The 25,745-nt window shown below is 38.7% G+C and carries 22 protein-coding genes; 3 read left to right on the top strand and 19 right to left on the bottom strand.

The features are described from left to right. Positions 1–76 precede the first annotated feature (76 nt). Positions 77–913: a purine-nucleoside phosphorylase gene (locus BELBA_RS08135; RefSeq protein ID WP_014772249.1), complete on the bottom strand. Its 837-nt coding sequence runs from the start codon at positions 911–913 to the stop codon at positions 77–79. 152 nt (positions 914–1,065) lie between these two features. Here BELBA_RS08135 and BELBA_RS08130 point away from each other — a divergent pair, with 152 nt between their 5' ends. Continuing rightward, positions 1,066–1,590 carry an NADPH-dependent FMN reductase gene (locus BELBA_RS08130; RefSeq protein WP_014772248.1) on the top strand — a complete coding sequence of 175 codons (525 nt, stop codon included), beginning with the start codon at positions 1,066–1,068 and terminating at the stop codon, positions 1,588–1,590. A gap of 2 nt (positions 1,591–1,592) precedes the next feature. Here BELBA_RS08130 and ftsZ read toward each other — a convergent pair whose 3' ends face one another. From ftsZ to BELBA_RS08065, 13 genes are all read right to left on the bottom strand, one after another. Beyond that, entirely contained in the window at positions 1,593–3,242 is a 1,650-nt protein-coding gene (ftsZ, locus tag BELBA_RS08125) for a cell division protein FtsZ (protein WP_014772247.1), read from the bottom strand. A 114-nt stretch (positions 3,243–3,356) separates the two neighbouring features. Then, positions 3,357–4,685, bottom strand: a complete 1,329-nt coding sequence (gene ftsA / locus BELBA_RS08120; protein ID WP_041779582.1) for a cell division protein FtsA — start codon at positions 4,683–4,685, stop codon at positions 3,357–3,359. A gap of 10 nt (positions 4,686–4,695) precedes the next feature. Next, the gene (locus BELBA_RS08115; protein ID WP_014772245.1) at positions 4,696–5,451 is read right to left on the bottom strand and encodes a cell division protein FtsQ/DivIB; all 756 of its coding nucleotides are present in this window, start codon (positions 5,449–5,451) and stop codon (positions 4,696–4,698) included. Continuing rightward, the gene (murC, locus tag BELBA_RS08110; RefSeq protein ID WP_014772244.1) at positions 5,441–6,835 is read right to left on the bottom strand and encodes a UDP-N-acetylmuramate--L-alanine ligase; all 1,395 of its coding nucleotides are present in this window, start codon (positions 6,833–6,835) and stop codon (positions 5,441–5,443) included. The genes BELBA_RS08115 and murC overlap by 11 nt, the downstream gene beginning before the upstream one ends. Then, on the bottom strand, positions 6,832–7,914 hold the full coding sequence (murG, locus tag BELBA_RS08105) for an undecaprenyldiphospho-muramoylpentapeptide beta-N-acetylglucosaminyltransferase (protein WP_014772243.1): 1,083 nt from the start codon (positions 7,912–7,914) through the stop codon (positions 6,832–6,834). The genes murC and murG overlap by 4 nt, the downstream gene beginning before the upstream one ends. 38 nt (positions 7,915–7,952) lie before the next feature. After that, positions 7,953–9,125 carry an FtsW/RodA/SpoVE family cell cycle protein gene (locus BELBA_RS08100; protein WP_041779581.1) on the bottom strand — a complete coding sequence of 391 codons (1,173 nt, stop codon included), beginning with the start codon at positions 9,123–9,125 and terminating at the stop codon, positions 7,953–7,955. Continuing rightward, positions 9,125–10,477 (bottom strand): UDP-N-acetylmuramoyl-L-alanine--D-glutamate ligase, encoded by a 1,353-nt coding sequence (gene murD, locus BELBA_RS08095; protein ID WP_014772241.1) that lies wholly within the window; start codon positions 10,475–10,477, stop codon positions 9,125–9,127. Before murD ends, BELBA_RS08100 begins: the two co-directional genes overlap by 1 nt. A gap of 1 nt (position 10,478) precedes the next feature. Then, positions 10,479–11,690 (bottom strand): phospho-N-acetylmuramoyl-pentapeptide-transferase, encoded by a 1,212-nt coding sequence (gene mraY / locus BELBA_RS08090; protein WP_014772240.1) that lies wholly within the window; start codon positions 11,688–11,690, stop codon positions 10,479–10,481. A gap of 4 nt (positions 11,691–11,694) precedes the next feature. After that, the gene (locus BELBA_RS08085) at positions 11,695–13,155 is read right to left on the bottom strand and encodes a UDP-N-acetylmuramoyl-L-alanyl-D-glutamate--2,6-diaminopimelate ligase (RefSeq protein WP_014772239.1); all 1,461 of its coding nucleotides are present in this window, start codon (positions 13,153–13,155) and stop codon (positions 11,695–11,697) included. Then, on the bottom strand, positions 13,156–15,270 hold the full coding sequence (locus tag BELBA_RS08080) for a penicillin-binding protein (RefSeq protein ID WP_014772238.1): 2,115 nt from the start codon (positions 15,268–15,270) through the stop codon (positions 13,156–13,158). Continuing rightward, a complete protein-coding gene (locus BELBA_RS08075) occupies positions 15,267–15,647 on the bottom strand; it encodes an FtsL-like putative cell division protein (protein ID WP_014772237.1) in 381 nt (126 codons plus the stop codon). Before BELBA_RS08075 ends, BELBA_RS08080 begins: the two co-directional genes overlap by 4 nt. A 4-nt stretch (positions 15,648–15,651) precedes the next feature. Continuing rightward, entirely contained in the window at positions 15,652–16,557 is a 906-nt protein-coding gene (gene rsmH / locus BELBA_RS08070) for a 16S rRNA (cytosine(1402)-N(4))-methyltransferase RsmH (protein WP_014772236.1), read from the bottom strand. A gap of 3 nt (positions 16,558–16,560) precedes the next feature. Beyond that, on the bottom strand, positions 16,561–17,001 hold the full coding sequence (locus BELBA_RS08065) for a division/cell wall cluster transcriptional repressor MraZ (RefSeq protein WP_041779287.1): 441 nt from the start codon (positions 16,999–17,001) through the stop codon (positions 16,561–16,563). A gap of 591 nt (positions 17,002–17,592) precedes the next feature. Here BELBA_RS08065 and BELBA_RS08060 point away from each other — a divergent pair. Beyond that, positions 17,593–18,822: a peroxiredoxin family protein gene (locus BELBA_RS08060; RefSeq protein WP_014772234.1), complete on the top strand. Its 1,230-nt coding sequence runs from the start codon at positions 17,593–17,595 to the stop codon at positions 18,820–18,822. Positions 18,823–19,085: 263 nt separating this feature from the next. Here the strand turns inward: BELBA_RS08060 and BELBA_RS08055 are convergent, their stop codons facing one another. From BELBA_RS08055 to BELBA_RS08045, 3 genes are read right to left on the bottom strand one after another with little or no spacing between them, the layout of a single operon-like run. After that, positions 19,086–19,763 (bottom strand): hypothetical protein, encoded by a 678-nt coding sequence (locus BELBA_RS08055; RefSeq protein WP_014772233.1) that lies wholly within the window; start codon positions 19,761–19,763, stop codon positions 19,086–19,088. Positions 19,764–19,811: 48 nt separating this feature from the next. Continuing rightward, entirely contained in the window at positions 19,812–20,351 is a 540-nt protein-coding gene (locus BELBA_RS08050; RefSeq protein ID WP_014772232.1) for a hypothetical protein, read from the bottom strand. Next, a complete protein-coding gene (locus BELBA_RS08045; RefSeq protein WP_014772231.1) occupies positions 20,344–21,912 on the bottom strand; it encodes a hypothetical protein in 1,569 nt (522 codons plus the stop codon). Before BELBA_RS08045 ends, BELBA_RS08050 begins: the two co-directional genes overlap by 8 nt. 283 nt (positions 21,913–22,195) lie before the next feature. Between BELBA_RS08045 and tnpC the strand changes: the two genes are divergently transcribed. Beyond that, positions 22,196–23,638, top strand: coding sequence for an IS66 family transposase (tnpC, locus tag BELBA_RS08040; protein WP_245531063.1), 1,443 nt, complete (start codon positions 22,196–22,198; stop codon positions 23,636–23,638). 409 nt (positions 23,639–24,047) lie between these two features. On the opposite strand, the gene BELBA_RS08035 is transcribed toward tnpC, so the two are convergent. Together BELBA_RS08035 and BELBA_RS08030 are read right to left on the bottom strand one after the other, a co-directional pair. Continuing rightward, positions 24,048–25,118 (bottom strand): BF3164 family lipoprotein, encoded by a 1,071-nt coding sequence (locus BELBA_RS08035; protein WP_014772230.1) that lies wholly within the window; start codon positions 25,116–25,118, stop codon positions 24,048–24,050. Between the two features lie 50 nt (positions 25,119–25,168). Further along, positions 25,169–25,393 carry a hypothetical protein gene (locus tag BELBA_RS08030; RefSeq protein ID WP_157466072.1) on the bottom strand — a complete coding sequence of 75 codons (225 nt, stop codon included), beginning with the start codon at positions 25,391–25,393 and terminating at the stop codon, positions 25,169–25,171. Between the last annotated feature and the right edge of the window lie 352 nt (positions 25,394–25,745).

Genomic DNA, 25,745 nt, shown 5'->3' with positions numbered 1-25,745 from the left:
AACAAGATCCAAGATCAAAAAAATAGTTTGCTTCTTGGATCTTTCATCTTGAATCTCAAGTCTTACATCTCTCCCCTCACATCTTCCCAATCAATTCCTTAATGATTAGCGACATTTTTGGTTCGGCGATGGCGGCGGCGGCAAGTACTTCAGCAATACTGATTTTTTTAATATTTCCTGGGGAACAAAGATCCGTAATGGCAGAAATTGCAAAGACTTTCATATCCATGTGTCGAGCAACAATCACTTCCGGAATGGTACTCATTCCTACAGCATCTGCACCGATCGTTCTGAGATAGCCATATTCAGCTTTAGTTTCCAAGTTTGGACCTTGTACACCTACATATACACCTTGGTGAATTTCTATTCCACTTTCCTCAGCAATTTTCAATGCAGAAGAAATCATTTCTAAAGCATAAGGCTCGCTCATATCAGGAAAACGAACTCCTAATGATTCCAAATTTTTTCCTCTTAGGGGATTTTCAGGAAACAGATCAATATGATCATTTAAAATCATAAGACCACCCACTTTAAAATCGGGATTCAATCCTCCTGCTGCATTTGAAACATAAAGATTTTTCACTCCTAATGCTTTCAAAACGCGGACAGGGAAGGTAACCTCCTTCATATTGTAGCCTTCGTAATAATGAAATCTACCCTGCATGGCTACAACAGCTTTACCAGAAAGCGAACCTATGATTAACTTTCCGCTGTGACTCTCTACTGTAGAAACAGGAAAGAAAGGAATGCCTTCATAAGGAATTTCATGTCTAATTTCAATCTGATTGATCAATTGTCCAAGTCCGGTTCCAAGAATGATTCCTATTTGAATCTCTTCTGGAAAAATGTTTTGAATGTGTTCTTTTGCATGTTTGATCTGCTCTAGATAGTCAATTTCTGGTTCTTGGCGCATGATTTTTAATTTTGGTCTAAATTACGGAATTCATTCAAATATAGACTTATTGAAAGTACTATTGAATTTAGTTATAAAGGGGAATTTTCAACTTTTCTAAACTTAATAAGCTTCTCGCTTGTATTATTGCAGTTGAAATTGAAATTTTAGATATGATAAAAATAATAGTAGGCACGAATCGTAAAAACTCAATCTCTAAAAAGATTGCAACTATTTACCAGCAAGTTCTTCTAGAACTTGATACAAGATCTGAAATTTTAGAACTTGAAGACCTGCCAAATGATTTTTTATTCACAGCCATGTACAGTAATAATGGAAAAAATCCAGCTTACAATGTATTTCATGAAAGGGTAAAGTCAGGCGATAAGTTTGTCTTCGTTGTCCCAGAATATAATGGTTCTTTCCCAGGGGTATTAAAGTCATTTATTGATGGAATGACTTACCCAAATAGTTTTAGGGATAAAAAATGCGCACTTGTCGGCATTTCCTCAGGAATAGGCGGAGGTGGCATCGCATTGAGCCACCTTACCGACATCTTCCATTACCTAGGAATGCATGTACTCGCTCTCAAACTTAAGTATGCAAAGATCGAGGAGAATATGTCAGATAACCTGCTCACCAACAGGCTGTACATGGAATTGCTTCGCTCCCAGGCTGAAATGTTGATTAAGTTTTAGGCTTAATCAACATTGTCATGCAGAAATCTGTTATTTTTCAAGAATTCATTATCATCTGTCAAATTGAATCTCGAAATGCTTCTTTCAGAACTGTGTTGCACATCATTTAATTTGATTTGCTTTCTGACATAAGCTGGAGTTTCCAATTTATCCTTGAATTCCTCTGGATTCTGATTGTAGCTTTTGATGCTTTTCAGCTTTTCGAATCGCTCGTGTGCTCTTTGAATTGCTTTTTGCTTCAATTGCTCGTAGTAATCATTGTTATAAGCCGGATTTTCAACAGGCTTTTCCTCTTCTACCGCTGCCTTTGCTGCAGGCATTTCCTCTTCATCTTCTAAGGTAAATACCTTTTTATTCGAATCAGCACCATTTGCTATCTCAAATTCAAATTCAGCCTCTTGATCAACTTCAGTTTGCTTTGGAGTTTCTTCTCTATTGGGCTCTTGAGCTTTTGAAGATTCTACAGAGGTTTTGCTTTCTGTAGCAGTTGGAAAAAGTGGCTTTTGGAAAGTGAAAGTATATGTCTGACCAGATTCTGCCGCAGCTTCTTCTTCAACTTGTGATGTTTTTCCTGATTCCAAGTGAATTACTTTTTTCACAGGCTCAGCTTCTTCAGTGACTTCGATAGATTTCTTCTGTGGCTCAACTGCAGAGTTTGCAGGAGGAGCTAAAGTAGTCAATCTGTCCATTTCAAAACCAGTAGCGATAACAGTTACACGAATACCCTTACCCAAGTCAGGATCGATACCTTGACCAAAGATCACTTCAGCTTCGTCACCTGCTCTTTCTTGGATATATTCAGTAATTTCGCTCAATTCATCCATAGACAATTCATCATCTTCTCCAGACATGATCGAAAGCAAGATTTTTTGTGCTCCTTTGATATCCACATTGTTCAACAAAGGTGAAGCGATTGCTTTTTCAGCGGCTTTGATTGCTCTGCCTTCTCCTTCTTCTGTAGCTGAGCCCATTACAGCTGCTCCAGCATCTTTCATCACTGTCTTGACATCTTCAAAATCAACGTTGACATCCTGATGAACGGTGATGATTTCTGCGATAGATTTAGCAGCTGTAGAAAGGATATTATCTGCTTTCGCAAAAGCAGATCTAATGGCCAAATTGCCATATATTTCTCTAAGCTTGTCATTCAAAATAACCAATACAGTATCGCAATTATCTCTTAAAGCTTCTATTCCAAGTTGGGCGGAATTCATCTTCTTTTTTCCTTCGAAAATAAATGGTGCCGTGACAATTCCTACCGTAAGAATGTCAAGATCTTTGGCGATTTTGGCAATCACAGGAGCCGCACCAGTTCCTGTACCTCCACCCATTCCGGCTGTGATAAATACCATTTTGGTATTGTCTGATAAAAGCTCTCTTATTTCTTCTTTGCTTTCCAAGGCAGCATTTCTACCTTTTTCAGGATTTGCTCCTGCTCCAAGGCCTTCTGTTAAGTTTGCACCCAACTGAAGTCTTAAAGGGACTGGACTGCTTTTCAAAGCTTGTGAGTCTGTATTGACTACGACAAACTCTACATCCTTGATTCCTTGGTTGTACATGTGGTTCACCGCGTTGGAACCACCTCCTCCAACACCTATCACCTTGATGATAGATTTGTGATTTTTTGGAAGATCAAATTTGTAATCTTTCATGTTATCTGACATTTTAAATTTATTTTGGTGAACTAGTTTTTCATATATTTTTGAGGACTTTAAAGAAGGGGAAATGAAAGACAAAATCTTTCAACTCCCCATAATCGATAAGCCCTAGTAATTACCTCCTTCGTCTCCTACATCTCCACCGATGATATCTTTGATTCGGCTTCCGATTTTAGAGAATAAGTTATCTCCTGATGTTGGGAATCTCTCTGATTTACCAACAGGTGCAGAAGTCTTAGCCCCTACGGCTAAAGATCTTTCGTTATAGACTGTTTCCCTATCATCAAGTGACTTGAAGCCAGCCAAAACAAGCCCTACTGTAGTTGCATACATCGGGCTTTTCACTTCTTCAATTTTGCATTTACCTAAGTGTTCGTTAGGGTATCCAATTCTTGTATCCAAACCTGTCATGTATTCAAATAGCTGCGCAACACCTTGTAATTGTGCCCCTCCACCAGTAAGCACAATCCCACCAGCGAGCTTTTTATAATGACCACTTGCGACCAATTCATTTTGAACGTACTCAATGATTTCCTCCATTCTTGCCTGAATAATGGCAGCAAGATTTCTGATTGAAATCTCTTTTGGAGGTCTATTTCTCAGTCCTGGAATTGATACGATTTCATTTGGATTGGCTTCTTCGGCTATGGCTTTTCCAAATTTGGTCTTTAATAATTCCGCTTGATGATGTAGGACCATGCATCCTTCCTTTATATCTGTTGTGATGATATTTCCACCCAATGGAATGACAGCAGTATGGCGAATAATATTATCATAGAAAATGGCAATGTCTGTTGTACCCCCACCGATATCTACCAAGCAAACACCCGCTTCCTTGTCAATATCTCCTAATACAGAAAGTGAACTTGCCAATGGTTCAAGGATCAAATCCTGAGAAATCAGATTGGCTCTTTTCACACATCTGTTGATATTGTTTATAGCAGTGGTCTGTGCAGTAATGATGTGAAAATCAGCCTCCAACCTAGAGCCAGACATTCCAACTGGATCTTTGATCCCATCTTCATAATCTACTGTATAATCCTGTGGCATTACGTGAATGATAGAATTCCCTGGAGGAACTACAATATTCTCCATGTCGTTGGAAAGTCCTCTGACATCTTCGATCGTAATTTCATCCTGATTCTGACGCCTAATCGTCACTCCATGGTGAACTGTACTTTTGATATGCTGTCCAGCTATCCCAACAATGACCTCGGCAATATCCACATCAGCCATATCAGATGCATCTGAAACAGCTTTCTGAATTGCATTTACGGTCTTGTCGATGTTGGTCACTATTCCTCGGATGACACCATCCGACACAGCTTTACCCATACCAAGTACTTCCAGTTTACCAAATTCATTTTTGCGCCCGATGATTGCGCAGATTTTGGTCGTCCCGATGTCGAGTCCTACGATTAATTTGTCATTTTCCATAGCCATTCAATTATTCACAAATAATTTGATCCTTATATTTTACACTTACTCTACTATATGTATTCCATCCTTTTGCTGGTAGAATTTCATCATAGAAAAGCATGATTTTTTTAAATTTCTCTTCGATATCCTGAGCGTTACCAAATTCTATGACTTGCTTGCCCACTTGTTGGAATAATTTGATATCTCCTTTTTTTGTAATCTCCAATCCTGTGATTTGAGCCTTCCAAAACTCGTCTTTTTCAATAAATCTGATCAATTCCAAAATATCAGAATGTTTCTCAGTCAAATCCTCTTCCTGTAGCAATCGCTCTGCATATGCTCCTTCCAAAGTCAATACTCTTGTAGTATATCTTGGAGATGTCGGAAGAATGATTCCTTCTGATGAAATATAGCCGTCAGCTGCCATTGGCCTCACGATTCTAGCCATTGGCTTATACTGATCTATTTCAATCCAAACATTTCCCTTCAAATCAGCAAACACTTCCGAATTCTTCACGAATGGATGATTTTCAACTTTTTTCTCAATTTTGTTGAAATTCAATTCAGTCATTGAAATTCCTGTATTTAGAAGTGGAAATTCTGTTTTTAACTTCTCCAATATTTCCTTTTCATCTACAAAATACACATCGGCTATTGCGTTAACTTTCACTTGGATATTTGCCAATCTTTTCTCAGAATGCTTTTTCTCCACAAAGCCAATGAAGACTACCAAAACCATCAAGATGATAGTAAAGACGATATATTTCTTTGTATTAGTTTTCATTTCGCATCCATTTAGCAATCGGTTCTACCAATCTGTCTATATCCCCAGCTCCTAGCGTCACCAAAACCTCTGGCTTATTCACATTCAAATAGGTTAGGATATTTTCCTTACTTTGAATCGACTTCATTCCTGATGTGATATTTGGCATCAACATCCCTGAAGTCACACCCTCAATCGGCTGCTCTCTTGCAGGGTAGATATCCAACAAGACCACCTCATCTGCAATCGACAAACTTTCAGAAAATCCTTCTGCAAAATCTCTTGTTCTACTGAATAAATGTGGCTGAAAGATCGCCGTCAATCTCTTTTCAGGATACATGGCTTTCACTGAATTCAGAAAAGCTCTGATCTCCTCAGGATGATGGGCATAATCATCGATATATACTTTATCATCAGCTTGGACGTGAATTTCAAATCTTCTTTTGACACCTTTGAAACTCTTCAGTCCTTCTCTGATTTTATCTTCTTCAATTCCAAAATCCATCGCAATAGCAATAGCTGGAATCGCATTTTCTACATTGTGAAAACCTGGCATTCTCAATTCCAGATTTTCTATCCTTGTATTCTCGCGGATAAAATCAAAGGTAAAATGACCTGGCAAAGCTTTTACATTAGTAGCTTGGATCGCTCCAGCGTTGATTCCGTATGCAGTTACTGAATGTACTTTGTAATCTACCTTGGCTAGCTTCGCAAAAGCTTTGGAATGAATAAACAACTTTCCACTTGGCGCAACCAAATCAATGAATGCACTGAAGCCTTCCAACATCACTTTATCATCGCCATAGATATCCAAATGATCTGGATCTACGCTGGTCAAAACAGCTACATTAGGATGCAAATGCAAGAAGGAGCGATCAAATTCATCCGCCTCCACAACCACAGTTGCATCTTCCTCGGACTCATCATGAAGGATCAAATTACTCTCGTAGTTTTGAGTAATTCCACCCAAAAATGCCGCTATATTTTTCCCGCCAAACTTGAGCAAATGCGCAATCATGGAAGAAGTAGTTGTCTTTCCATGTGTGCCCGCCACAGCGATGGTCGGCATATCGGAAGTAATCAATCCCAATACAGCAGCTCGCTTTTTCAAGTTGTATCCTTCAGACAGGAAGAAATTTAGCTCTGCAGAATCCTTTGGCATCGCAGGAGTCCATACAATCAGCGAATCAGCTTTGAAATCCTTGACCTGAGTTGGGATTTCTTCTATCGCATCCACATAAGAAATAGCCATTCCTTCCTCTTCCAACTTTTTGGTCAAAGGAGAAGGTGTCTTATCGTATCCAGAAACTTTGATCCCAAGATGGTTGAACCATCGGGCCAAAGCACTCATGCCGATACCACCGATACCTAGAAAATGGACGCTATGAAGCTTTCTTACATTCATACTATGATTTGTTCCAATGCTTCAATGATTTCATTTGCCGCATTGGGTTTTGCTAGTTTTTTTATGTTTGAAGCCAAGTGCTCGGCTTTATTTTCATCTTTCATGATGGAATCTACCGTCAGTTTTAGCTTACCGATTGCCTGTGAATCTTTTAGCAAAATTGCTGCATCTTGACTGACATAGGCCATCGCATTTTTAGTCTGATGATCTTCTGCCACATTCGGAGAAGGAATGAAAACCACCGGCTTTCCTACCAAACTTAATTCAGATACAGACAAAGCTCCAGCTCTAGAAACGACTACATCGGCAGCTGCATAAGCCAAATCCATTTCTCGAATAAATTCCAAAACATGGATATGCTTCAATTCAGCAGATTTGACTTGCGTTTCCATTTCAGAGAAATAGAAACGACCACACTGCCAAAGCACTTGGTAACCTCCTTCTTCAAGGGCTTTCATATCAGCAAGCATAGCTTGGTTGATTGTTCTTGCCCCCAAGCTTCCACCCAATACCAAAAGCGTCTTTTTGCCTGACTCTAGTCCGAAATGCTCCATGGCAGTTTCTTTCTTTCCAGCCAATTCCATGATGTCTTTCCTCACAGGATTCCCTGTGTATATCAATCGATCCGCAGGGAAAAATTTCCCCATATTTGGATAGGCTACGCAAATTCTTTTTGCTCGCTTTGAAAGCAACTTGTTTGTCAAACCTGCATAAGAATTCTGCTCTTGTAGGAGCGTCGGAATTCCTTGGTTTTGGGCTGCATATAACAATGGACCACTTGCATATCCGCCAACACCCACCACTGCATCCGGCTTAAAGTTTTTGACTAGCTCTTTTGCTTTTTGTAAGCTTCTCAACAACTTAAATGGAAAACTCAAATTGGCTAAAGTCAAACTTCTCTGCAGTCCAGCTACTTTCAATCCTTCGATTTTATAGCCTGCTTCAGGGACTTTTTGCATTTCCATTTTCCCTTCCGCACCAACAAATAGAAAATCTGTGTCAGGATATTTTTCCTTCCAGGCATTAGCAATTGCGATCGCAGGATAAATATGTCCTCCGGTTCCCCCGCCGCTAATCATGATTCTATATGTTGCTTTATGTGCGATAATCTTTTTATTTAAGCTGGTTGAAATGCTTTTCTTGGCCTGTTATTTCCTTCAACAATTGGTTCCACCGCATCTTCATGATCTCCGCGACTGACACTCAGAATAATTCCAAGTGAAAATCCTGTGAAAATCAAAGATGTTCCTCCCATGCTGAGCAATGGAAGTGGCAAACCTGTGATTGGCCCTAGTCCAACTGCAACGGCCATATTGACCATAGCTTGCAAGACGAGGGCAAAACTCAAACCTGCAGAAAGTAATCCTCCAAAAGGTTTGGTTGAAGAAGCGACGATGCGCATTCCTCTATATAATAAGGCGAGGTAGAGGAACAATACTGTTGCTCCGCCTACTAATCCATATTCTTCAATGATGATAGCATAGATGAAATCCGAATACGGGTGAGGAAGTGAATTTCTTTGCTCAGAATTTCCCGGCCCTTTACCAGTGATTCCACCTGTTGAAATGGCGATGTAGGATTGCTCTGCTTGATATGGGATTTCATCTCCAGAGACAAAATTTTCTATTCTGGAGAAAAATGTTCCTCCACGCTGACCCAGCAAAAGCGAAGTCGTCAATGCCAGACCACCTATCAAAAGCACCATGACAATAAATCTCATCGGAACTCGACCGATAAACATCAGCAATAAGCAAGTAGCCAAAAGCAATACTGCTGTAGACATATTCGCCATCCCGATTAGTCCGCAGACTATGCCGATCGCAATCATCATTGGCAAGAATGTTCTTTGGAAATCTCTGATATTTTGCTGCTTCCTTGCCAACAAACTTGCCAGCGTAGCGATCAAAGCCAGTTTTGCTAAATCTGAAGGCTGAAATGCCTGATCGATCACAGGAATCGTCAACCATCTATTGGCTTCATTGATGTTTGAGCCAAAGAAGTAGGTGAAAATCAACAAGGGAATAGAGGCCAACAAAAGCATTCTTCCAATAAGACCGAAAGTCTTATAAGGAATCTTATGCACTGCCCACATCACTGCGAAACTGATGAAAATCAAAAAGCCATGTTTGATGATGTAGCTTTCGGTATTTCCACCGCGGTATTTGTACGCAAGAGAACCTGTCGCTGAATACACGACCAGCATACTGATAATAGACAAAATGATAACGATACCCCAAATTATTGGGTCGCCTTTCAAATTTTCATCTACAAATTTCTTCGCTGCGTTCATCATGATTGCTTACTTTTTAATGCTTTCACAGCAGATTTGAACTGATCTCCTCTGTCTTCGTAATTTTTAAAAAGGTCAAAACTCGCACATGCCGGTGACAGCAATACGACATCTCCCCTTTCACCATATTCCAAACCCCAAGCTACTGCCTGAGCGATATCTTCTGTTTCTTTTATCTTTTGTACTTTTCCTGCAAAAGCTGATTTCAATTTCTCATTGTCAACTCCCAAGCATATCAAGGCTTTCACTTGATCTTCTACTACTGGAAAAAGTACTGAATAATCATTGCCTTTGTCCACTCCTCCTGCAATCCAAACCAAAGACTCCTCAAAACTCTCCAATGCATATGCTGTCGCATCGACATTGGTCCCTTTGCTGTCATTGATAAAGGTGATTCCTTTGATTTCTTCCACAAACTCCATTCTGTGAGGTGCATTTTTGAAATCTTTCAATCCAGCAAGAATTTGCTTTTCCTCAGCGCCTACTGCCAATGCTGCCAATACTGCACACATCACATTTTGCATGTTATGCGCTCCCTTGAGCACTACTTCTGAACTTTCAATTTTCATCGACCTTCCAGCATGCTTTAGCAAAATTGTATTTCCATTGAAATAACCACCTTTTTCGACAGGTTTTGAAGTTGAGATGGTGGCTAAACTTGCTGAAATTGGCGCTTTTACCAAGCCATTGTGAATATTCAAATCATCAGCGTAATAGATCGCTAGATCATCGGATTCCATATTTTTGAATAAAGACACTTTTGAAGCGATGTAATTTTCCAGTTTGTAATCATATCGATCCAAATGATCAGGAGTGATGTTAGTCAAGATCGCGATAGCAGGCTTGAAATCTACAAAACCATCAATCTGAAAACTGCTCACCTCAATCACCCACCATGCTCTGTCTTGCTCCACCAACTGACCTGCCCAGCTTTTACCGACATTTCCTGCCAAACCCACGTCCAAACCTGCTTTTTGAAGCAAATGGTAAGTCAATAGAGTTGTGGTGGTTTTTCCGTTAGTTCCGGTGATTGCAATTACTTTTCCTTTAGAAAATCTGAAGGCAAATTCCAATTCATCTATCACAGGAATACCTTTTTCCACAATTGCTTTCACAATCGGTGCTTTGGAAGGAATGCCAGGACTTTTAATTACTTCATCTGCAGAGAGAATTTTTTCCTCCGTATGTTTTCCCTCTTCAAAAGGAATCTCAGCTTCGACCAAAATGGATTTTCTGGCATCACTTATCATTGCCATATCCGATACCCATACCGCATAACCCTGCTGCTTTGCGAGCAATGCTGCTCCCAAACCACTTTCTCCGGCTCCTAGTATGACTATCTTCTTATTCATATTATCTTAATTTCAATGTTGCAAGGGTGATAATGGCAAGTAGAATTCCTAGAATCCAAAACCTCGTCACAATCTTCGCTTCGTGAATATTTTTCTTTTGATAATGGTGATGCAATGGAGACATTAAGAATACTCTCCTACCTTCCCCGTATTTTTTCTTGGTATATTTAAAATAGGATACCTGAATGATTACAGATGCATTTTCTATCACGAAAATTCCACAAAGCACAGGGATCAATAATTCTTTTCTTAAAGCAAAAGACAAAACAGCAATCACTCCACCCAACATCAAACTTCCAGTATCTCCCATAAAAACCTGTGCTGGGTAGGAATTGTACCACAAGAAACCGACACAAGCGCCGACAAAAGCAGCACAGAAAATTACCAATTCGCCAGAATTCGGAATGAAGAAAACATTCAAGTATTGAGAAAATATAGCGTTGCCAGAAATGTAGGCGAAAATCGCAATCGTCAACCCAATAATAGCTGAAGTTCCCGCTGCAAGTCCGTCAATTCCATCTGTGATATTCGCACCATTGGATACTGCTGTCACGATGAAAATCACGATTAGAATGTAGAAAATCGGTGTAGCTGAATCTCCCAAGAATCCGAAAATCTTCTCGTAATTCAACTCATTATCCTTCATAAAAGGAATGGTCGTCTTCATCGTCTTTACATCCTTGAATGCAGGAGTTTCTACCATTCCCTGTTCGATAGATACAGGATTGGTGAATTCACGAACGACAACTCCTTCATGAAAATAAAGCGTAGCACCAACAACAATTCCAATGACTATCTGTCCAATGATTTTGAACCTTCCAGCTAAACCTTCCTTATTTTTTCTGAAAACCTTAATATAATCATCCAAGAAGCCAATTCCTCCTAACCAAACGGTAGTTATCAGCAAAAGAATGATGTAAATATTGTTGATATTGGCGAAGAGTAAAGTCGGGATAATAATCCCTGCCATGATCATCAAACCACCCATTGTTGGTGTGCCTTTTTTCTCATTTTGACCTTCCAGACCCAAGTCCCTTACCGTCTCACCAATCTGCTTATTTCTGATCCAATTGATAATATTCTTCCCAAAAGTGATTGTGATGATCAAAGAAACAAGCGCTGCCATCCCTGCTCTGAAAGAGATATAGCGAAACACACCCGTTCCTGGGATATCCAATACTTGGTCGAAATATTCGAAAATTGGGTATAACATCTTTTTATTGGTTCAATAGGTTTAACAATTCCTTCACCACTGCCCTGTCATCAAAAAGGTGTTTCACACCTTTAATTTCTTGATAGGTTTCATGCCCTTTACCGGCAATCAGAATAATATCTCCCTTATTTGCCATGATTCCTGCTGTCTTGATGGCTTCTCTCCTATCCTCGATAATCATGGTTTTTTTGAAATCAACAGGATTAATTCCTGCTTCCATTTCTTTCAATATTGTCATTGGATCTTCATCACGTGGATTGTCAGAAGTCAGAATAACCTTATCGCTCAATTGCGTGGCGATTTTCGCCATAATAGGACGTTTGGTTTTATCTCGGTTTCCGCCACATCCAACTATTGTAATTACTTGCTCACCTCCAGAACGAACACCCTGAATGGTTTTGAGTACATTTTCCAAAGCATCCGGCGTATGCGCATAATCGACGATTGCAGTAATCCCTGCTATAGCTATTTTATCAAATCTTCCTTGAGCACCTTCTACCTTAGAAAGTTGCATCAGGATTTCTTCCTCATCCTCTCCAAGTAAAACGGCGGTTGCCAAAACACCAAGAAGATTGTAAGCATTGAATTCGCCAATCATGCGAAACCAAACTTGCCTTCCATTGATATCCAACTCTAAACCTTCAAGTGCATTGGTGAGGATTTTCGCTTTGAAATCTGCGGGATATTTCAACCCAAAAGACTGGCGTGTTGCTTTGGTATTTTGGAGCATCACCATGGCTCTTTTGTCATCCGCATTGATGAGAGCAAAGGCATCTTTCGGCAATTCATCAAACAGTTTTTTCTTCGCTTTGATGTACTCGTCAAAAGTCCCGTGATAGTCCAAATGATCATGTGTGATATTGGTAAAAACAGCTCCGGTCAATTTGATTCCTGCTGTTCTTTCCTGAACGATTGCATGCGAACTTGCTTCCATAAAACAATGCGTACAACCTTCATCAACCATTTCTTTGAGCAAACTTTGCATGCTCAAAGCATCTGGGGTGGTGTGTGTGGATGGAATAACTTTACCGCTGATCTTATTTTCCACAGTGGACAAAAGGCCAACGACATAGCCCATTTCTATAAACAACTGATAGAGAAGTGTGGCGGTTGTGGTTTTACCATTGGTACCCGTCACCGCCACGATCTTCAACTTTTCAGATGGATTTTCATAATAATTAGCAGCCATGATGCCCAATGCTCGGGCTGAATTCACCACTTGAACGTAGGTGATTTCTTCATGTAGAACTTCCGGTAAAGTCTCGCAAACGATCACTTTTGCTCCCTTGTCCAAGGCTGCATCGATAAAGACATGACCATCAACCTGTGTTCCGCTGATGGCAACAAAGACACTGTCCTCAACCACCTTTCGGCTATCAAAAACAAGCTCACTGATTCTCCTATCCATATTTCCTATGGTAGAATTGAGTGAAACTTTATAGAGTATGTCTTTTAATATCTTCATTTAACCTAATACTAATTTGATTACTGTATTTTCATAAATGGTCATTCCGGGAGTCATAGACTGATTTCTTACTCTTCCTTTCCCTTCGTAAACCACTCTCAGACCTTTGTTTTCCAAAACATAAAGTGCGTCTCTCAAAGAAAGTCCACTCACATCTGGGACTGTTGGGGCTTCTACTTTATTCGCTTTCCATTGAATAGATTTGTTACTCACTGAAGATTTTACCCAACTTTCGTCTCCTTCATTGTTGTAGTGATTGGAAATGCCAAACTTGTTGCAGAGCAACTGTAATTCATCAACTTTGCCTGCTTGGATAAATGGAAATTCGTCTGTTTTCATATCAGCAAACTGGAATTTTGGCTGACTCTTCACATTGATCTCTAAATCTTGAGCATAGATCTTATCTGCTATTTCCTTGAAAACTGGTGCAGAAATATCCCCTCCATATGCCGCAAAGCCCTTAGGACTGTCAATCACTACGATGGCAGAGTACTTAGGATTGTCAGCAGGAAAATAGCCTGCAAAGGAAGTGTAATACAATTGGGTATATCTTCCGTCAATCAATTTCTGAGCTGTCCCTGTTTTACCAGCAATTTTATAATCTGCATTGTATATATTTTTGGCAGTACCATTATCAACTACCCCTTGCAATAGCATTTGAAGTTGCTTGATGGTCTTATCCGAAGCGATACTTTTTCTGATCACTTCTGTCTCAAAATTTTTCTCCAATTTATTCCCTCTTGCAATCCCCTGAACGATCATTGGCTTGACCATTTTCCCACCATTGGCAACAGCATTGTAAAACATCAAGGTATGAAGCGGCGTGAGTTTGGTTTCATAGCCGATAGACATCCATGGCAAGGTGGTTCCGTACCAATATTTATCCTCAGGATTTTTGAAATATGGTGCTCCTTCTCCTTTTAGTTGAAATCCTATTGGCTTGTCCAAGCCAGCTTTCTCGATGTAGCTAATAAATTTCTTTGGCTGATGACCGAAGTTTACCTCTACCAGTTTGGAGATTGCAACGTTGGAAGATTTCTCAAAAGCATCTTTGATCGTAATGGTACCATAACCGCCGTTTTTGGCGTCGCGCATGATGCGGTCATAAAATCTGAAAGTACCATTTCCAGTTTCAATGGAATCATTCAAGTTGATTTTTCCCTCTTCCAAAAGTGCCAGCATAGACAAAAGCTTGAAAGTAGATCCTGGTTCAGTCAATCCTTGATCTCCAATTGCGTAGTTGTAATTTTCACCATAACCTCTTCCTCCAGCATTCTTTTCAAGATTGGCAATTGCTTGGATTTTTCCAGTTGCCACTTCCATAACAATCACAGAACCAAAAGCTGCATCTTTAGCAATCAATTGCTTAAGCAGAGCAGATTCTGCCACATCCTGAATATTTACATCCAGCGTAGTCAGTACATCAAATCCATCGTCAGGCTTTACATCTTCCGCATCAAAAACTGGCTTCCAACTCCCTCCAGCAATTCTTTGGAATAAAGCTTTCCCATTTTGACCCTCCAAGTACTCATTGAAGCTGTATTCGATACCTGCTCCATATTTATCTTCATTGATATAACCTACGGTACGGTTTGCCAAGTTATTGAATGGTCGGTAGCGCTTTTCAACTTTTTCAAAAATCACTCCTCCTGACAATCTTCCATTACGGAAAATAGGCCATTTGCTCATGGCTTGCATATCCTGATAACCTACTTGACGTCTGTTCAAGATCAAATAACGTTTGCCATTGGCTCGCGCATCCTTGATCGCTCTTTTGTAAGAGTCTGTTGATTTGTCTTTATAAAAAGACGATAACATGTAAGCAAGTGAGTCTATTCCTTTGTTGAAAATCTCTTCTTTGGCCACTACGGGGTCAATGACAACTCTATAAAAAGGCAAACTGGTAGAAAGCAAGCTTCCATCGGCCGCGTAAATATTTCCACGGGTAGCGCTTACCTGTCTAAATTGAAAATTGAGGCTCTCGGATTTCGCCTGCCATTTGTCACCCTCCACAAACTGCAAATGGGCGATCCTGTAAAAGATCAACCCAGCAAATAAGAACACCAGGATAAAGGCGATTCTTACTCTCAGTACTATGGAACGTTTTATATTCACTTCTTATATTTAATTTTTATCGGTGGTTCGTCAATTTCATAAATGCCCAAAGGCTGTATTTTCTTGGCTACTTCTGACTGCTTGCTGCTCAACATATATTCAGCTTCGAGCGTCGTCACGTCAGCGCGAAGGTCTTCGACTTCCTGCTGCATCTTTTCGATTTTGCGGATCATATTGTCTGCGCGGTGATTGCTCCAGATGTAGATCATGGCCAAGAATGCAGCAAAGAAAAACGGAGGTCCGAATTTGACTGGAATCCCTTCTCCAAGAAGTCCAGTCACATTGAGCTTCTCTTCGATCAGTGTAAAAAGAGTTTTCTTCTTACCCCCCGGAGTAGATCCTTGCTTGATTTTCTTTTTGAAAGTGTTCTGACTCATTTTTCTATACTTTTTTGGCAATCCTCAATTTGGCACTTCTCGATCTGTTGTTCAAAACCAACTCTTCAGCAGAAGCTGTGACCGCCTTCCTCGTGATCGGTTCTAGTGGTCTGATCAGATTTCCGTAGAAATCCTTTTCTACTTCTCCCTGAAATTTCCCTTTGGTAATGAAATTCTTCACCAAACGGTCTTCAAGCGAATGATAACTCATGACCACCAATCTGCCTTCCGGCTTCAACACTTCGATGGTTTGCAAAAGCATCTCCTCAAGTGCTCCCAGTTCATCGTTGACTTCTATGCGTAGTGCTTGAAAAACCTGCGCGAAATATTTGAATTCCCTTCCTCTCGGGGCGAATTTCTGTAATACCGCCTTGAATCCTTCTATCGTCACAAATGGTTCTGCAGCTCTGTGAGAGACGACCGCTTGTGCTAGTGTTTTGGCGTTTTTGATCTCTCCATAAATCCCAAAGATCTTATGAAGTTTTCCTTCTTCGTAAGTGTTGAGGACGTCTTTGGCAGACAGTTCCATGGAATTACTCATCCGCATGTCCAAATCGCCTTCAAACCTTGTCGAAAAACCTCGACTCGGCTCGTCTATTTGGTGGGAAGAAATTCCTAAATCCGCCAAAATCCCATCTACTTGCGTCACACCGTATAAGCGCAGGTATTTTTTCAAATCCCTGAAATTCGCAGATACGAAAGTGAAATTCTTACTATCAGGAATATTTGCTTCCGCATCCACATCTTGATCAAAACCATAGAGATGACCTTTGTCCAGTTGCTTCAGTATTTCCCGAGAATGACCTCCACCCCCAAATGTGAGATCTACATAGATCCCATTGGGATTGATAGCCAATCCTTCAATGCATTCAAAAAGCATCACAGGGATATGGTACACTTGATCAGCCATAACTTAAGAGAGATATTTATCCATCAACTCGGAAAGCTCTGCTTGATCCGACACTACATTATTTTCATATTTTTCAGGACTCCATATTTCTACATAGGAGCCTAGCCCGATCACGTAGGCATCTTTTTCGATGCTAGCGAAGGCCATAAAATTTTTGGGAATCAAAAATCTTCCCGCATTGTCCAACTCCACAGTTACTAACCCATCAAAAAAACTCCTTTTGATTTTTCTCAAAACAGGATCACGATCAGAAAGTGAGTTGATTTGATTGTAAAGTTTTTTGAATTCCACTTCCGTGTAAAGCGCAAGACAGCCATCGTCCCCATATCGGAGATACAGTTCACTCCCATTGGACTCCGGAATTGCCGCCTTGATCTTGGCGGGCAATGCCAGACGACCTTTGGCGTCAACCTTGCATTCGTACCGACTGTTAAACATTCCCATGGACTTATCTTGAGTTTACTTCAAACACAAAAGTAATAAATGCTTTTACACATCCCACCACTTCTTCCCACTTTTCACCACTTTTTCTTAAAAGTATCTAAAAGTTTTAATTATCACAATATTTATCGAAAAAATTAAAGGTTTTTTTGCTTGATCATCAAGGCTTTGAGGCAGGAGGGCATCTCACAAAAAATATAGGAAAACAGTCATAAAATTAGGTTTTTCTAGTGAATATGACCTAATGAAATTTATTCTCACTGATGTAGAAAGTAAATAAGGGTAAAGAGTGGGGGGAAATCCCAGGAGTCAACGGTCGACGGTCGATGGACAACAGATGATTAAAATATAATGAGTTTATTATTTGGAATCGCTACATGTAAGAAAGGGGATAGACAGCATTGGTTTAATCACTTTCATCCAATTAACCACAAAAAAAAGCTAATCAGGCTAATTCCGTCCACAGTTGACTACGCCACGGCGCACAACTGCTGACCGTCGTATGTGGACAGCTCAAAAAATAAACCCTATAATATTTGTAGGTTAATAAGAATTATGATATAAATTTGCTGCTTAGAAAATCACCTCCCTTTTATGAAAAAAATATATTGGTCTCTTATTATCTTGGTTTTTGGGTTAATAAGCTGTGAAAGAGAAGATAATTCAAATGTTTCTTTGGAAGGAGTCTGGCATGCAGAATTGGAGATGTCTCCTGATGTGTTGCCCTTCGGACTGGAGTTGATCCAAAGTGGGGAAAAGTGGAGTGCTGTCTTGATCAACGCAGAAGAAAGATTGGAAATAGAGGGGATTCACGTGAGTGCGGATTCAGTTTGGATTCCTTTGGGGATTTTTGATTCAGACATCAAAGCGAAGATTACTGAAAGTGGAGACTTGGAAGGTAGCTATATGAGAAACTATGCTTCGGATTACAAAATGTCTTTTTACGCTACCAAGGGTGCAACTCAGCGTTTTACAACTTCAGCGAAACCAAATCTTGATTTTTCGGGTAGATGGAAGACTGTTTTTCAGGATGATAATGGAAAAACTTATGATGCTATTGCCATTTTGGAGCAAAAAGGAGATCAGTTGACAGGGACATTTTTGACAGCTTTGGGAGATTATAGATATCTGGAAGGCAATGTCAGCGGGAGTACATTTTACCTGAGTGCTTTTGATGGAAGTCATGCCTTCTTTTTCCAAGGAGATGTGCTAGATGATGGCTCTCTCCAAGGTAGATTTAGAAGTGGTCCAAGGTATAAAGAGACATTTATTGCAGTACGAGACGAGGAGTTTGAGCTCCCTGATGCTGGAAGCTTAACCTATTTGAAAGAAGGTTATGAAACCTTGGACTTTACTTTTCCAGATACCGATGGGAAAATGGTGAGTATCCAAGACGAGCAATTCAAAGACAAAGTAATCTTGGTACAGCTATTTGGTACTTGGTGCCCAAACTGCATGGATGAAACCAAATACCTAGCTCCTTGGTATGAACAAAACAAAGACCGAGGAATAGAAATCATCGGCTTGGCATTCGAGAGCAAGCCTGACTTTGACTATGCAAGTAAGCGGGTAATAAATGCTGCTGAGCGCCTGGGAGCAAATCATACTTTCCTGATCGCAGGAGTAAGCAACAAAGAAAAAGCATCCGAAGCACTCCCTGCCCTCAACAGCGTAGTAGCCTTCCCTACTCTTATCTATATCGATCACCAAGGCAAAGTCCGTCATATCCACACCGGCTTCAACGGGCCAGGCACTGGAGGACTATATGATAGATGGATTGAAGAACATGAAAGTTTGGTGAATGGACTTTTGGGGGAGGGGTGATAAAACACACAACAAACCGACTAGGTGTAGTTTGAAACTACACCCTAAATATCTTGACTTCGTGAGTCATTTTATTTGAAAGTGGAATTACAAATTCCATAGATATGAAAGCGTAGATGCAATCTACGCCTAGGCGACACAGTCAAAATAATGGTCAAACCGCAGAGGGCGCAGCACTTTGTGTTTCTCTATAGCTAAAAGGAAAACTAAAGTGGACCCTTTAAGACGCTAAAGAGAAAACCAATCTATTCTGATTGTTTATATCAAAACCCAATTTTCTCCCAAAATTTTCTTCGCTTTAAGTACTTTCCTTTTGGGCAAGTACAATCAGCAACTGTAAATTTACTTCCTTTTTTAGCACCGCTCCACAATGTCCTAAAAGATGACCCAAAGTTGAAAAATTCAATATCATCCTCGTTGTTTTTGCTATATTCCTTGTCACTGTTATTAAAAGCTACTTTATAAACCACTTCTTCGGTAGCCGTCTCTATCAACTCAAATTCTAGCAGTGATCTGTTTAGTTGAGGCGATCTAGGAATAGGGTAAATTGACTCACTTGGATAAATCACATCATATCCTTCTGCCTCTCTCAAATTCAAAACAGTGGGCTTAAGAATATATTTGATATTCAGTTTTCTATTGAGTTGCTCTCTATCTTCTGTACTTTCGATTCCTATGATGTTATTGGTTAAAAATTCATAATCCAGCTCGTATTTATCATAAACATTGATCATACCTTCAGATTGAAGCATAGCGATGATAAGAACTCTAAGATCATTATTCCTCCTTTCAGAAAGCAAAGGACTATTCAAATCATCCACTATAATCCCGTCTTCTACATCCAAACAAATTTTACAATACTGAATCACTGAAGTTTTGGTAGCTTGACAGGAGCAAATAAAAATTGTTAAAACGATTAATACTCTAGTAATATTCTTCATAGATTTTCAAATAAAATAGGGAGGTTTTTTGCCTCCCTATTTAAGAATTTATCGTCCAAGATTATACCCAAAATTTATTTCCAATATCAGAGGAAACCAATTGTGACTTCCACTAGTGTTAAAATAATATATTGGACCCATACTATAAGCTAAATTAAACTTCCCATAAGCTCTTTGAATCCCCCAAGTAGGTCCTACAGCAAATGAATTATTATCAAATCGAATAAAATTACTTGCAACATCTGGGCCTGTATAAAGCATTCTCAAGGCAAAGAAATTTCCGGAATTTGACCCTATTTTTTTGCCCTTATTTTGTCGTTTTTCCAGGTTATAATAATATCTGCTCTGAAGATCCACAAACCCTGCAAATATATATTGAATCCCACTTTCTGAGGCAAATGCCAAATCAGGATACGAACCATTATACCCAAAACCAACACCAGCCTCAAAAGTTGTTTTTGGACTTAGAACCCTTTCTATTGTAAGACTTGGATTTAAGAAGTTTATTCTAACAACATTTTCTGTTTGTCCAAAGGTGTTACCAATGAAACAAAATAAAAAACAAATAAAAACAATAGATCTAATCATTTATTTCCTTGGTTATTCTAATACCTTTTATTTGATTTCTAAATTGAGCTGCTGCATAAACTGATGCTCCTTCAATATCGTACATCTTTTTTTGTCCTAGAGTAGGAATAATTAAATTTTCATAGAAGCCATCTCCTGATTGGTTGTTATAACTTACTCTAAACTGTCTATCAATGTTCAGATTTATTTCATTAGAGTTATTCAATACTGCTTCAAATCTACTTAACATCATTTTTGTCTTGTTAGGAAAGATTTTTCTGTAGGTTTTTATTCTTTCTTGAGTTATTTCATAAGAAGCAGTTGCAAAAGACTTTTCAGCCTCTTTCCAAACCTTTTCTGTAAGTTTTGCTAGGGACAATTTAACCGTACCATTCAAAGCTTTTTCTAAATCATTATAATCTATCAGCTGAACATTGCCTAAGACTAACCTAGCATCCGATAAAGACGCTACTGCCATATCAAAATTAGAAAATTTAAGAATCTCCTTAGCTATTTTTTTTGAGGGTAACTGAGTATATCTAAGATCTAGCGATATTGGATGATTAATATTAAATAACATAACATCCCAACCAACTACAAGTTTATCCGCTCGAGAATCTTTATGTTTCGCCCAAAACCCTGTCCAGCCTCTTTTTTGCATTTTCCCTTTTACACCAACACTTTGATATAGCCAATAATTAAAAGCATATAATTTAGCTTTTAACCTATAGTTATCTGAAAAATTCAAAGTAAATCCTTTGTTATTTCCAACAATCCCTTCCATTAATTTCCCAACATCAGTTTTTCTCCCAAAACTATATTCTTGAAACTTGTTATATTCTGAATCTGGAAGGGCCCAACTTACAACTGGTGCACAAACCCCACAAAAGTTGTTTAATTGATAAAACTCACTACTTATTGACACATTAGGCACATTAAATATAATTTCGTCATCAAAATCATAATCATAATACGTATCAAAAAGATAAACATCATCTTCTAAAAGATAAGCATCTTCATAAAGTGAAGGTTCTTGAAAATACATTCTTGCATTGGTATTTTTTGTATTTCGGAGATCTTCAAGCTTTGAAATTTTAAAGTCATCAACAATTTTAATAAGATTCCCGTAATTCTCTGTACGAGAAAAAAAAGTCCCAAATGGGGTTATTTTAAAAATAACATTTTCAACTTCAATTTCTAAATTTTCATTTAATAACTCAGCAAATACTAAATCAGGAACCATCTCAGAGTAAAGTTCAGGATTAAGATTTTTATTATTTTCTGAATTCGTTCTGAATTTGATACGTTCAAAACTTTCTGAATCAATTAAACTTTTTAATGAATTAAAATATTCGGGTTTTTCAGCATACTTTTCAATAATACTTTTTGAATTAGCATTAGAGTTTTGCCCAATTTCAGAAATTGCATTTGTAAATGAATCATAAGAATTGAATTTTAGTCTATTTTTTTGTTCAATTGAATGATTATTAAGATCATTTTCTTTGAACAATTCTTCTTCAAATGCAGAACAGCCAAAAAACATTCCAGCAATAAAAATTGCGATTGGTAATAATTTTCTCATCTTTTTTTGAATTATGTTAAAATATGATTTTAATGACTCTAAAAGTTTGACCACTAATAAAGCTGGTAACAAGAAAGAAAGAAAGAAAGAAAGAAGCAAATTTTTAGTTTAAAATATTTTAAAAAATTTAAGTTTATAAAAACAACAGTAACTACTCAGGTACATTATTTACTGACCAATATTCAAGTATTTGGAGTCTTGTTGCCCTCTGTGGTGTATTGATGCGTATTTGTATGTGAATGTACGAAAATCAGCTTTAAAGTTGGTTTATCCACATTTTTTTGTGGGGAAAAACAGCGTGGATTATTGGTATTCATGGGATTATGTGCTGATATTCAGGAAACATTTCTATAGTATATTGGACCACAGGGATACGCTTATTCAGGAACTGATCAAGATGAACCTCCAGCTTATGGAGCAGGTCAAGTCTTTAAAATCTAGGGTATCCGATTTGGAAAATGAGCTTGCCCGTTACCGTAATCCCAAAAACAGCCGCAACAGCTCGGTTCCCCCTTCAAAAGACGAGAACCGCCCCAAAAAAAATCAGAGTCTCCGTCAGGATACAGGGCGCAAAACCGGCGGTCAGCCTGGACACAAAGGCCATACCCTTGAAATGACATCCTCCCCGGACATAATAGAAAACCACATCCCTTTATTCTGTACCTGCTGTGGTGGTGATCTGTCGGCGGTTCCAGCAGAACTGTCCTCCAAAAGACAGGTCCTGGATCTTCCTGTGATTAAAGTGGTATGTACCGAGCATAGAATCTTTTCCAAAAACTGTTCCTGTGGAGAAAAGATCAGTGGGTCATTCCCTGACAATATCAATGCTCCCATACAGTACGGGAGCGGTGTTGAAACCATTGTCGGTTATCTGCATGCCAGACAGTATGTTCCCTATAGAAGGATGAAAGAACTTCTCAGGGACTGCTTCGGTATTAATCTCAGCGAGGGGAGTATCGATAACATTATCGGTAGGTTTGCCCGCAAGTCTGCACCAATATATGCAAAGATAAAGACGGCAGTCTCTAAAAGTCCTGTGATAGGAGCTGACGAGACTGGGGCTAAAGTGGATGGAAACAAACAGTGGGTCTGGACTTATCAGACCGAGGAACTCACCCTGTTAGCTATATCTGAATCACGTGGACTTAAGGCGATGAATACACATTTTCCCGATGGGTTCGGAAAGGCAGTATTGTGCCACGATGCATGGAGGGCATACTTCAACTATTCGGAAAACCTGCACCAGCTCTGTTGTGCACATCTGCTTAGGGAGCTCAACTACATTGTTGAACGCTATAAATCTAAATGGGCTGACAGCCTTAGGGCCCTGTTCAGGGAAGCTATCTCACTGAAGAGAAAACTCAAAAAACTACCAGATCCAGAGAATAGCAGGAGTATTGCTTCCATTGAAGAGAAGATGGATAACCTACTCGCCCAACCTGTAGAGTCAAAACATAAAGAAGCAGTATCCCTACAAAAAAGACTCCTGAAATACAGAAAGTCACTTTTTACTTTTCTCTATCACCAAAAAGTACCACCGGATAACAATGCCTCTGAAAGAGCCATACGCAACATCAAGGTGAAACAAAAAATATCAGGACAGTTCAAATCCAACAATGGAGCTGAAAACTTCTGTGTTATAAGATCCGTCGTGGATACCCTGATCAAACGTTCGGGAAATATCTTAGAAAATCTAAATCATATAGCTAATTTACAACCTGAGTAGTTACGATTTTTTTAGTTTGAGAAAAATTGAAAGTCTTTGAGGTTTTTCAATTTGATTGGGGGTTACAATGGGTTCTCTACGGCATTCATATCGCCCGTCCCGATGGGGCTTTTGGGTCTTCCTAGTCATCTGGGACGGTAGGTTGAAACCTACCGTTAATATGTAGGCCGTCCCGATGGGACTAAGAGAGGTTTGGATAGGTGATGTTTTCTTTGCGGCACTTTGTGTTTCTCTGCGGTGAAAATAATATCAAACCGCAGCGAACCGCAAAGCAGCGCAGAGATATACAAATCATTATACCCAATATTCCCAACTAATTCTATCAAAAATTGAAGTGGAAATAAACGCTTAAACATTCCCCTTGAACCTATCTCACAATAAGATAAAAATATTAGCCTTGAATTTTGTATTAGGGATTATTCAATAAATGCTTTGGGAAGTCAAATACTGCAATACCTGGATTTTCGTCTCTGGTCACGCCATATATTTTCCCTAATCTTTCGTCAACAGCTAAACTTCTGATTCCTATATCTAGTGTAAATTTTGCGACTAATTTACCTGAAGTAGTCATCATGTAAACGGTGAGTGCTTCTATTCCTGTTTGACTTATCTCAAGTTGGCTATAACCACTGTATAGCAAGAATAAAAAATTCTCTGTGATAGAAACGTCCCGATAACCGTATATTTGATCAAACCTAAAACCCATTGAGGCATTTGATCCAGTTCCAGAAATATTTACCTCAGGCAATTCCATTCTAGGACCGTCAATAATATTGAAAGACTTTGAGTTATAATCAAAAATTTCAATTCTATCCCTGTATAAGCTAACTTTAACAAAGTAATCTTTTTTTGAATTAGTCTTTAATTCTCCCTTATTATAAGTTCCCAATAAATAATCGTCAAGTTCTTTATATTTAGCTATAGGCTCCCACTTTCCATGACCTTTCAAGAAATTTCCCTGACTATCAAATTCAACTAATTTGTAGGGACTATCTGCCATCAAGCATAGAAAAGTGTTATCTCTTGTCAGGTAAACTTTGTAAGCCAAAATCATCGGTTCTGTTTGCCTGAATTCATTGACAGCCAATCTAGAGGTGTCTAAGAGTGAAAATTCAGATAGTTTTTTACCCGTCACCGAATTGACCCAAAAAGTATCTTCGGAATTCCCTGGGTCAAATATATGGGCATCTGTAATCTCTAGAGGACCAAATCCTATGACTCCTTTCGAATTAACAATTTCATTTGTTTTCTTATCTATAATATGTATCAGTGGTTGATCCTCTGGAATGATATCTTTTTCTTGTATAATTATGTAAGAGTTCTTTTGGTCTATCTTCCACGGGTCTATAATCTCTTTATACTCAAGCTTAACACCTTTCAATTCAAATTCTGGATGTTTTTGATCAAAAATGGATTTTTGGTCTTTTTCAACACAACTGAGAAGACAAAACAATAAAATTATCAAAGAAATATTTTTCATAGTAAGTTAAATATAATAAAGGAGACAAGAGTTGTCTCCTTTATTGGTTCTTAATGAATTTCAGGCTCAGCTACAGTACAAGTAGAAGCTACCCTACTTTCATCATACTTAAACTCATATCCTTGCCTATCAACACATCCATTACCCGTTGGACAACAAATATGGTTACCAGGAAGAGGATCAACAGATTGAGCTGTCAAAAATGGATTGCTAAACATAAATGCTGATCCTACAAGAAATGCGAGCATTAAAGAGCTTTTTAATTTTTTCATCATAACAATTTTTGTTTTGGTTAAAATATGATTTTATTGACTCTAAAAGTTTGACTACTAATAAAGCTGGTAACAAGAAAGAAAGAAAGAAAGAAGCAAATTTTTAGTTTATAATAATTTGAATAATTTAAGTTTATAAAAATAACAAAACAACAGTTATTTACACATTTTATCCGTTTAAATCACAATTGTATTTGTTTACACTAGATGTCTTTAGTTTAGGAAAAGTTAAAAGTTTTTGTGATTTTTCAATTGAATAGAAGGTTAGTATCGGAGTATTTAGGCATTTATATCGTCCTTCCCGATGGGACTTTAGGGATTATTTACCATTGCCTGCCATCATGTTACTATACAG

It is taken from the genome of Belliella baltica DSM 15883 (genome assembly GCF_000265405.1).
In the GTDB taxonomy this organism is placed as follows: domain Bacteria; phylum Bacteroidota; class Bacteroidia; order Cytophagales; family Cyclobacteriaceae; genus Belliella; species Belliella baltica.
The sequence above is the reverse complement of the archived record's forward strand: the minus strand, read 5'-3'. Positions and strand labels throughout refer to the sequence as shown.

Bases quoted from the DNA above. Each gene is read 5' to 3' on its own strand.
- BELBA_RS08135 (WP_014772249.1), bottom strand. From the start codon at position 913: ATGCGCCAAGAACCAGAAATTGACTATCTAGAGCAGATCAAACATGCA.
- BELBA_RS08130 (WP_014772248.1), top strand. From the start codon at position 1,066: ATGATAAAAATAATAGTAGGCACGAATCGTAAAAACTCAATCTCTAAA.
- ftsZ (WP_014772247.1), bottom strand. From the start codon at position 3,242: ATGAAAGATTACAAATTTGATCTTCCAAAAAATCACAAATCTATCATC.
- ftsA (WP_041779582.1), bottom strand. From the start codon at position 4,685: ATGGAAAATGACAAATTAATCGTAGGACTCGACATCGGGACGACCAAA.
- BELBA_RS08115 (WP_014772245.1), bottom strand. From the start codon at position 5,451: ATGAAAACTAATACAAAGAAATATATCGTCTTTACTATCATCTTGATG.
- murC (WP_014772244.1), bottom strand. From the start codon at position 6,835: ATGAATGTAAGAAAGCTTCATAGCGTCCATTTTCTAGGTATCGGTGGT.
- murG (WP_014772243.1), bottom strand. From the start codon at position 7,914: ATGATTAGCGGCGGGGGAACCGGAGGACATATTTATCCTGCGATCGCA.
- BELBA_RS08100 (WP_041779581.1), bottom strand. From the start codon at position 9,125: ATGAACGCAGCGAAGAAATTTGTAGATGAAAATTTGAAAGGCGACCCA.
- murD (WP_014772241.1), bottom strand. From the start codon at position 10,477: ATGAATAAGAAGATAGTCATACTAGGAGCCGGAGAAAGTGGTTTGGGA.
- mraY (WP_014772240.1), bottom strand. From the start codon at position 11,690: ATGTTATACCCAATTTTCGAATATTTCGACCAAGTATTGGATATCCCA.
- BELBA_RS08085 (WP_014772239.1), bottom strand. From the start codon at position 13,155: ATGAAGATATTAAAAGACATACTCTATAAAGTTTCACTCAATTCTACC.
- BELBA_RS08075 (WP_014772237.1), bottom strand. From the start codon at position 15,647: ATGAGTCAGAACACTTTCAAAAAGAAAATCAAGCAAGGATCTACTCCG.
- rsmH (WP_014772236.1), bottom strand. From the start codon at position 16,557: ATGGCTGATCAAGTGTACCATATCCCTGTGATGCTTTTTGAATGCATT.
- BELBA_RS08065 (WP_041779287.1), bottom strand. From the start codon at position 17,001: ATGGGAATGTTTAACAGTCGGTACGAATGCAAGGTTGACGCCAAAGGT.
- BELBA_RS08060 (WP_014772234.1), top strand. From the start codon at position 17,593: ATGAAAAAAATATATTGGTCTCTTATTATCTTGGTTTTTGGGTTAATA.
- BELBA_RS08055 (WP_014772233.1), bottom strand. From the start codon at position 19,763: ATGAAGAATATTACTAGAGTATTAATCGTTTTAACAATTTTTATTTGC.
- BELBA_RS08050 (WP_014772232.1), bottom strand. From the start codon at position 20,351: ATGATTAGATCTATTGTTTTTATTTGTTTTTTATTTTGTTTCATTGGT.
- BELBA_RS08045 (WP_014772231.1), bottom strand. From the start codon at position 21,912: ATGAGAAAATTATTACCAATCGCAATTTTTATTGCTGGAATGTTTTTT.
- BELBA_RS08035 (WP_014772230.1), bottom strand. From the start codon at position 25,118: ATGAAAAATATTTCTTTGATAATTTTATTGTTTTGTCTTCTCAGTTGT.
- BELBA_RS08030 (WP_157466072.1), bottom strand. From the start codon at position 25,393: ATGATGAAAAAATTAAAAAGCTCTTTAATGCTCGCATTTCTTGTAGGA.